Annotated in this window: 5 protein-coding genes; 3 read left to right on the forward strand and 2 right to left on the reverse strand. The window is 35.7% G+C overall.

The features are described from left to right. Positions 1–198 precede the first annotated feature (198 nt). Positions 199–3,570 (reverse strand): DUF4175 family protein, encoded by a 3,372-nt coding sequence (locus tag SGJ10_12420; GenBank protein MDZ4758927.1) that lies wholly within the window; start codon positions 3,568–3,570, stop codon positions 199–201. An 89-nt stretch (positions 3,571–3,659) separates the two neighbouring features. Then, the gene (locus SGJ10_12425; protein ID MDZ4758928.1) at positions 3,660–3,896 is read right to left on the reverse strand and encodes a hypothetical protein; all 237 of its coding nucleotides are present in this window, start codon (positions 3,894–3,896) and stop codon (positions 3,660–3,662) included. Positions 3,897–4,424: 528 nt separating this feature from the next. On the opposite strand from SGJ10_12425, the gene SGJ10_12430 reads away from it, so the two are divergent. From SGJ10_12430 to SGJ10_12440, 3 genes are read left to right on the forward strand one after another with little or no spacing between them, the layout of a single operon-like run. Continuing rightward, positions 4,425–5,009, forward strand: a complete 585-nt coding sequence (locus SGJ10_12430) for a sigma-70 family RNA polymerase sigma factor (protein ID MDZ4758929.1) — start codon at positions 4,425–4,427, stop codon at positions 5,007–5,009. Further along, positions 4,999–6,336: a hypothetical protein gene (locus SGJ10_12435; protein ID MDZ4758930.1), complete on the forward strand. Its 1,338-nt coding sequence runs from the start codon at positions 4,999–5,001 to the stop codon at positions 6,334–6,336. Before SGJ10_12430 ends, SGJ10_12435 begins: the two co-directional genes overlap by 11 nt. 27 nt (positions 6,337–6,363) lie before the next feature. Continuing rightward, entirely contained in the window at positions 6,364–8,649 is a 2,286-nt protein-coding gene (locus SGJ10_12440; protein MDZ4758931.1) for a PKD domain-containing protein, read from the forward strand. Positions 8,650–9,341 lie beyond the last annotated feature (692 nt).

Below are 9,341 nucleotides of genomic sequence, written 5' to 3' on the forward strand. Positions count from 1 at the left end.
GAATGACGGTTAAAAGCGAGCGAATGATGTTATATTATTTCCTTCCATTTGAACAGATTCTTCGCTCGAAGCATCGCTCAGAATGACGGTTAAAAGCGACAGAATGATGTTATATTATTTCCTTCGGTTGAGGCAGATTCTTCGCTCGAAGCATCGCTCAGAATGACGGTTAAAAGCGAGGTAATTCGTAATTACAAGCTACTTGGTTTGTTTATCGAAATACTGTTTCACTTTATTCTTATAATATAAGTTAAAGTTGGGTGGTGTGCTGCGGAGTATTTCGGCTTCTTTGTTTTTTTGTTTTACGTATTCTTCGAAGGTTTTTTGTTGGGTGCCTTTTACTTTATCTTGTCCTTCGGTGGCTTTACGTTGGTTATCGGTTTCGCGTTCTTGTTGTGCTTTTTCACTCTCCAACATGCGAGACATAATTTCTTGCTGGCGTTTTAATGTTTCAGGTGTGATACGTTTATTATATAAATCTTTTTCGTTTTGATCCATCAACTTTTGTATCTGCTCCAATTGTTGCTTCAATTGTGTAGCTCCTTCTTTGCCCATCTGCTGGCTCATTTGTCGCATACGTTGCCTGATGGCAGACTGCATGGCGGCTGCTTGTGCAAACTCTTTAGTCATGCCTGGCTGTCCGCTTTCTCCTGGTTTTCCTTGGCCAGGTTTTTGACCTTTTTTCATTTCTTCAATTTTTTTGCTCAATTGGTCTTGCAGTTCTTTCATACTACCAATACCATCTTTTTTGCCCTCGCCAGGCTTCTTCTTTTTACCAGGTTTCTTACAACTTTTACTTCCCGGTTTGCTCGAGCTACTTTCATTCATTTGGTCTTGCATCTGCTTTAATACTTCGCTCAACATCACGGCCAAATTATTTACATGCGTCATTACATATTGTTGTTTCGCACGAGCCATATATATATTTCTGTCGGCCATTAATGCAATAGTATTATCCATGTTTGCATTAATTTGTCCGATCTCTTTATTAATGATTTTACTTATTTGTTGTACACGCTTACTCAACGCAAGCAAACTATCTTCTATAATACTTGCATCGCCTTTTAATTTCTTTTGTTTCTGCCCTATTTTCACAAACTGCGGATTATATCCATTCACGCCCTTAAGCTCTTCCATCAAGGCTTCTTGGTCGAAACTCAGTTGTAATAAATTCTCCAATATCTGACGAAGATTATCATAGTCCTCGCTTTCTTGCTCAATGTCTTTGTCCTGCATTTTTTTCTCCAACTTCTCTTTCATCTGCTTCATTTTATCGGCAGCTTCTTTCTGTTTTTTGGCAGCTTTCTCTTTTTGCTTTTTGCTAAGTTCACTTTCACTATCTTTCTGTTTTTCTTCTATATCTTTTTGTTCTTCTTTGGTGTCCTGCAATTCATCAGGTTTTTCCAATTCTGCATTTTTCTCTTCTATATCTTTTAAATCTTTTTCTACGTCTTTAAATTCTTTATTCAGTTCTTCTTGTTTCTTTTGTATATCTTCGGGCTTGCTATCTTTTTGCTTAGTTTCTTCAGCTAATTTTTCCTGCTTTTTACTCAATTCATCTAGCTTGTCAACTGTTTGTTGCATCTTTTGTTCGAGCTCTAATTTTTTGAACATTTCTAGCATACGATCGAGTTCTTTTTGCACCTCTTTATCTTGCACCTGCATCTCGTTCAACTTCTCTTTCATTATCTCCTTATCGTTCTGTTTCAGCAAGTCTTCAAACTGTTTCATCAACTCTTTCATCTCCTCATTCAGCACATCTTTCATCATCTTTTGCAACTCTTCCTGCTTCTGCATCATCTCAGGATTTTGTTGGTTCAACTCCTGCTTCATTTCCATATTCTGCTGATTCTCTTGTTGCACTTGCTCCAATTGTTTTTGCAAATCTTTTTGGCGTTTTAATAACTCTTCTATTTGTTTCTTATCTTGCCAATCGAGGTTCTTTTTCTCTGCTAATTTCTCTTGCAATTTTTTCAAATCTTTTTGCAATTTGCCTGCTTCTTTCAATGCTTGGGTCAATTCTTTTTTCACTTCTTTATTGCCCGCTTCAGTTAGTTCTTTTAATTCTTCTAATGTTGGTGCTTTCAAAGTCATGGCTCGTGAACGGGCGGCCTTACTGCCATTCACGCCATCATTGTCCCATACTTCAAAATAATATTCTATCTCATCACCTGGATTTATTGTGATCTCACTAAAGTTAAAATAGTGATAAAATGCTTGCTGGGTCTTAGTTGAATTTATAGTAATAGGCAAACTTACAGTAGGTTTTTTGAGCAAACTTTCATCCGTAGTTTTTATATATTTATAATTAAAAGTAAGTCGGTTCAATCCATAATCATCGGCGATATCGCCACCAAAATAACTCACTTTTGTACTAAAGCTATCTTTCTTTTCTTCCACGTCTACCGTAGGATACGCATCGGGCACTACACTAATACCATAACTCATACTGTCACTATTTTTCACATGACTATTTGCAGGAATTAAACTATAAGTTGTGCTTTGCGTGAATCGTTTTGTAAATATATAATTGTCATCACTACGTTGGCTATTGATATGTGTATTGTCGCCAAACTTCAATTCCATTTGTTCCACATGACTCGTCACAAATTTCCAACTTACTTCACTTCCTGCGGGTATGGTAAAGTCGCCGGTATTTTGCAATACTTCTGGACTTTTATTTAGATATGTAGGATAATTTATTTGTATTTCAAAATTCAAAACAACAGGCAAGGGCACTACTTCAAAATGATATCCATTGGATCCAAAATCGGAAGCAGTGAAACGAAAATCAAATGACTTTTGTAAATTTTTTAAAGTATAATGAAATTTGTTGTTCCCGTTTTTTTCCATACGGTAAGGCTTTCCGCCAAGTTCTATATATACTTCATCGGGCAATTCTGCTCCTTGTGTTTTTAACTCCAATTCATAATCATTATTTTGAAATGCTTCTAATTTTTTGGAAGATATAATAAAATCAAATGGAGCTTTTTTCTCAAAATGGGTATCATGTTCTAAAATACGTTTACTGCCCTCCGTTACAATTTGTGGTGAAACTACTAATACCGTAATTAATATAATAAATGGAATGGCAGCATACTTTATATATTTATAATTGCTTTTAAAATTAACAGCACGGGTAAACGGAATAGGACTTAGCTCCCTTATTTTTTGGTCGATACTCGCCATCAACAAACTACCTTCACTTTCGTGTGGATGATTTTGCTGAAGTTGCAATGCATTAAGCAATTTATCTTTCACCTCTCCAAAATGGTTTCCTATAATATTAGATGCTTGTTCGTAGTTTATATGTTGCCCTATCTTAAAAAGTTTGAGCAAAGGCACCACTATATAATAACCTGTAACGCCCAAAGACAAGAGTACCCAAAAGTAAAACATAAATGAGCGAGCGGTGGTATTGAAATGCCCGAAATGCTCGAGAAATACCGCACTGAGCCATGATGCCAACAAAATGGTAAACACCAAAATGAAGCCTTTTATGAGGCGATTCTTATAATACTTGCGTATAAATTCGTCGAGTTTGGTGAGTAGAGATTGGTATGCCGTCATTGTTCAGATATGGAATTACAAAGTTAACGTAGATGTTAGCATTTTGTTGCAAGTAAATGAAAAAAATGCACGTTGAACTGATTTCACATCTACAACGCACAAACAGCCGTAATCCGCTGCTGAATCCACCTCTCACTTCTACCTAATTTTTGCCAATTTTCTCTTGCACGCTCAATACTTTGTTCAGGGTTGGCAATTTCCTGCATTCTTTCATAGCCCAACTTTGCTAGCCATTGTTTAAAGGGTTCAACTTTGGGCGATGGAATTGATTGGATAATGCGAAGCAGGGTTTCGGTATCTGCTATCAGTATTATACATTTTGCCATCTAATGCTTCCATTTTCAGTTGTCCGAAAAAATCGGACAACTCAGGCCCTTCCTTTAATAACTTAACTTTGAGATCACTCCAATATTTTTCAGGTCTGCCATTTTCAGCTAGTATTTCAATGATATCTATGATGCTGAAATACCACTTCTATTCTTCTTCATTATGGGCGGAACGAACCTTTTAACTCTCAAATAATTTTACATTGCTCATATATATAATAGTCAATTAATATAATAAAGAGAAAAGGGACTAACTAAAGATTTAATTTTGCAACTATATTTCTGCACATGGCTTGTTTAAAAACTGTTGGTGAAAAACCTAGATTTGCCCAAAGCAGATTTGACAACTCTCCTTTCGCACAGGGTAGGGCAGAGTTGTCAAATATACTGCCCACCAGCCCAACCAATTAATAAAAAATATTGTCTGCCAAACAACCGATATTTGTTGATTAGATAAATTATTGGGATAATCAAAAAAACTCAGGCAACCATTTTTTGAGTGCTTGTCTATTTAAATAGGTAAACGAGATGAAACAGCTAACCGATGAACAACTTGCTGAAGGCTGCTTGCGTGGTGAGAACGGTTGCGAGCATGAGCTGTTCAAGCGTTGGTACGGAAAGCTGGGAGGAATCTGCCGCCGATTTGCCAATAGCGACGATGAGGTAAAGGACTTACTGCAGGAAAGTTTTATTAAGATCTTTGAAAAGTTAGAAATGTTTAGGGGCGAGAGTTCCTTGGCTACATGGATGAAACGTGTTACCATGAACCATTGCATCAATTATTATAAAAAAGCACTTCGAAAAGAATTTGAATCGCAGATTGATGATAATATGATGGAGGAAATACCCGACGAAGAATATATTTTCATGGAAAGTATTTCTGCAGAAAAAGTACTTGATTGTATCAGAAAACTACCACAAGGTTATAGAGTAGTACTCACTTTATATGCGGTAGAAAATAAAACCCACAATGAAATAGCTGAATTGCTTGGCATAACAACTGGCACTTCAAAATCGCAACTAAACAAAGCACGAAAAACGCTTAGAAAACTTATAGAACCTTATTCATTACAAATACCTCAACAAAAAGAAAAAATATATCATGGAAAATGATTTCGACAATACAGACAATTGGCTGAAACGCAAACTACAGGACACTGATCCTGTATGGAGCGAAGATGCCTGGAACGATCTTGAGAATCGCCGTAACAAAAAACGTCGTGGCATTTTTTGGATTTATTTTGTTTGCACCGCTCTTATATTAAGTATTGGTACAACTATACTATATAATCAATTTTATTATAGTACTGCCACTCTTTCTCAAGTAAAAAATAATACGCAAGAAGTTAAGCAAATACCAAAAACCGCTGCAACAATTCCGAACAATCATCCTAAAACAGGCAAAAGCACTAACCCATCTCCATTAGTTTTTAATAATTCAAAAGCTACAACAAATTATTCACCTAAATCACTATATAATTCTCTGGTAAAACCTATTTATACAAAGGCGGATATAACACCTAAAAATACACTTACAATGGGGGAAACATTGTTTGCTAGTAATGATGACAGGAAGGGTGGTACTGAACCACCTACTAATATTACTAATATAGAACCTGAAAATAAAATAAGTTCGGTGCCTAGGATAGATCCAACACCAGAAGACCAACCCAAAATGCAAATTCCTGTTGCCTACCCAAACCTTGATACGCCACGACTTGCTCACAAAACGCCTAAATCAAACAATAAAAAAGGTAGCGGCAAAACTTATAAAAAGAAAACCTATATCGCTCTAGAATATAACCCATCGCAAATAATATTCTCTAGTGATATTTCTGTTGCAACTACAAATTATATAAGTACTTTTATATCAAAAAAACCTGAGATGATATATAACAATTTTGGTATTATTATGGGTAGAAATATCAATAAAAATCTATCGGTGCAAACTGGCATAAATATATATAAATATACTGGCAATCTTAACTATATAGAACAAACAGAAAACACACAACTGGTTGCTCAGCCTTATTCTTCATTTAGAATGGATACTGTAATGCGTAGAATAAATTTGCATACAGATACTGTTTATACTACTGTTACCAAGGTACAAAACGAAAACCGCCAAACGAAAGTCCAGCTTCAATATATTTCAATTCCTTTAAACGTTTTATATCAGTTCGGTTACAAATCTGCCCAAATTGGAATTGGCGGAGGAATTGTGGTACATCACCTTCAGCAAGTCTCTGCAGGAACTGATTATAATGATGCCATAAAAATATCTCCTTGGAAAATGAATGCCAATATGCAGTTTGAGGCAGGATGGAAATTATATAAATCGGTGTTAATATATACTGGATATAATATTGGTTACGGCGTTTCAAATAAAAACAATTATATACAACATGGCTTAAGAACCGGACTCAAAATATTATTTTAAATGAAAAAATATTATTAAAATACTCAAATGAAAAAATTACATTTACTTAAATTCCTATGCATAGCCTTGGTTTTGTTATTGGGCAACAACATGGCGAAGGCACAGTGCCACGCAGCATATTTTTACAAAATATACAATTCAGATTCTGTAGTTTTCTATGACAGTTCAACCACAAGTGCAGGGAAAATTGCTTACTTTGGTTGGGATTTTGGTGATGGTTATAAATCGAATAGCCAAAACCCTGTGCACGTTTATTCCAAACCTGGAACTTATTATGTATGTCATAACATATATACTTCTGCTGCATGCAAAGACACTATATGCGACAGTGTACACATAAGTGTAAAAGCACCTGCCTGCAATGGTGCATATTCATATAATGCCAATTCGGCAAATGCGGATAGTTTGTTTTTCTACCCAAAAGATACGAGCAAAACTTATAAAACTTATAAATGGAGTTTTGGCGATGGCAAATATGCTACTGCTAAAAACCCATGGCATTATTTTGCCAAACCTGGGAAATACTATGTATGCCTGAAAGTAACTGATTCTAATTCAACAGGAAAATGTGATGACATTAAATGCGATAGTGTACAAATTGGCTCTTCCGGTTCAGCACCAATTTGCGATGCTACCGTGGGCTATTATCATAGTCAAACAAATGCAGATAGTTTGCATTTTTATCCAAAAAGCACTAAAGTTTATAAAACCTATTTATGGAGTTTTGGTGACGGTAAATATTCTACTGACCAGTACCCATGGCATTATTATACTAAGCCAGGAAAATATTATGTATGTTTGAAAATAACAGATTCTACTGCCAACGGAAAATGTTCTGCTGCCAAATGCGATAGCGTTCAAATTGGCTCTACAAATACCACCCCTACTTGCGATGCTTCATTTACTAGTTATGCCAGTCAAGCAAATCCTGACAGTTTGCACTTCTATACTAAAGCTACCAAAACATATAAAACATATTCTTGGAATTTCGGCGACGGCACTTATTCTGGTGATAAATACCCACTGCATTATTATACCAAACCTGGTAAATATTATGTGTGCTTAAAAGTAACCGATTCAAATTCAGCAGGGAAATGTTATGATATTAAATGTGATAGTGTAGAAGTACGTTCAAACACTGCTGCACCTACCTGCAATGCTTTATTTGGAAGTTACACCAGTCAAACAAATATTGACAGTTTGCACTTCTATAATAAAAGTACCAAAACATACAAAACCTATTCTTGGAGTTTCGGTGACGGAAATTATTCTACCGATAAATATCCTTTGCATTATTATGCCAAGCATGGCAAATATTATGTGTGCCTGAAAGTAACTGATTCTACTTCTACTGGAAAATGTTATGATATTAAATGCGATAGTGTAGAAGTAGGTGGTAAATCTAAATTTCACCTCTCAGGCTTGGTAAGCTTGGGCAAAGGTACTACCTTGGCATCTGGCGACTATGGGCGTGTGTGGGCTATCAAATACGATTCCGCCGCAGGCACGCTTACCGCTGTTGACTCAACGAATACAGATAGCACCCATCATTATTTATTTATATTACCTGTTGGCGATTATATAGTAAAAGCTGCATTAAATTTTGGCTCTACCAATTACAAACATTATCTACCCACGTATCATGAAAATAAATTGCACTGGGATTCTGCAAGGGTAGTGCATCTTAATGCTCACAAAACAACAGTGAATATATATATGGTATCGGGCAAAAACCATGGAGGGCCTGGTTTTATTGGTGGATATGTAAGTCAGGGTGCTAACAAAACCGAAGCCGTGGGAGACCCCGTTGCTGATGTTGAAATAATATTATATAATGATTTGATGGAGCCCCTTGACTATACTTATTCAAAAGCTGATGGCAACTATGCTTTCAACAATTTACCTTATGGAACCTATTATATACACCCAGAAGTGGTTGGCAAAGAAACTTATCAATTGCAGGTTACTTTAGATGCTTCGAAAGAAGCCAGAAAAGATGTGAACATTACAGTTAATTCACTATATGTAATAGTTGAAACTGGAATAGATATCATAACAACAACAGAGAATATAATTGGAAATGTATATCCCAATCCTGCATACAATGTATTAAATATATTGATGAATGCGGAACTGAATATTACCGGCAAAATATCTATTGTAGATATACAGGGCAAAACATTGCTTGAACAAAACATCAATAACAAGAACAATATAGTATTAGATATCGCACAGTTCCCACAAGGAATTTACAATATAATGGTACAGACCAAAAACGGGGAAATATTCTCACGTAGGTTTGTGAAACAGTAAATTACTTGTTGGAATAGATTGAAGAACGTCATCCTGAAAAGGGTGGCGTTTTTATTTTGTTATACTTGACAATTCTCTGTATGCACAAACTTGGCAGAGTTGTTAAATCTGTATTTGGTATGATACCGAAACTCAATATATAATAGTCCAAAAAAAGGGGGACTAATCCCGAATGCTTTCGGGATGTAGTTCGGCATTACCATTCTAAAAACTAAATCCGCTACAGGCGGAGAACTATTATAGTTTAAGAATTGGTATAACGCGATAACCAACTGCAAAATTGCTTTTAATTTATAGAATACAGTCTTATAAGTTTTACCATCTTTAGCAGTTGTTTACAAAATGGAAATAACTTAACTTTCAACTAATTAACCCGTTGTGAAAATATTTTTCAAATGCTTACTTACTGCAGGAACTGCCACACCAAGCAAAGCCGCCATAGCTTTTTGCGTAAGCCAAAAAGTTTCACCCTCCTAGTGTACTTCTACTTTTATATTACCGTGCGGAGTAGCATAAAAATAAGCTGGTTATTCTCCATTGTATTATTTCCAAGTACTATAAATTATCATCTTATTTATTTCTTTGCATACCGCTTTTTTCCACCAACCAAACCAAAGCACCAACTCCTAAAGTTGCAAGTCCATATAATGATTCAGTGGGTTTATCATGTGCGATGAACCACAAACTCCATC

The sequence above is a fragment of the Bacteroidota bacterium genome (assembly GCA_034439655.1).
In the GTDB taxonomy this organism is placed as follows: Bacteria; Bacteroidota; Bacteroidia; order UKL13-3; family UKL13-3; genus CANJUD01.

Excerpts from the sequence above, each read along its gene's own strand:
- SGJ10_12420 (MDZ4758927.1), bottom strand. The coding sequence starts at position 3,570 with ATGACGGCATACCAATCTCTACTCACCAAACTCGACGAATTTATACGC.
- SGJ10_12425 (MDZ4758928.1), bottom strand. The coding sequence starts at position 3,896 with ATGGCAAAATGTATAATACTGATAGCAGATACCGAAACCCTGCTTCGC.
- SGJ10_12430 (MDZ4758929.1), top strand. The coding sequence starts at position 4,425 with ATGAAACAGCTAACCGATGAACAACTTGCTGAAGGCTGCTTGCGTGGT.
- SGJ10_12435 (MDZ4758930.1), top strand. The coding sequence starts at position 4,999 with ATGGAAAATGATTTCGACAATACAGACAATTGGCTGAAACGCAAACTA.
- SGJ10_12440 (MDZ4758931.1), top strand. The coding sequence starts at position 6,364 with ATGAAAAAATTACATTTACTTAAATTCCTATGCATAGCCTTGGTTTTG.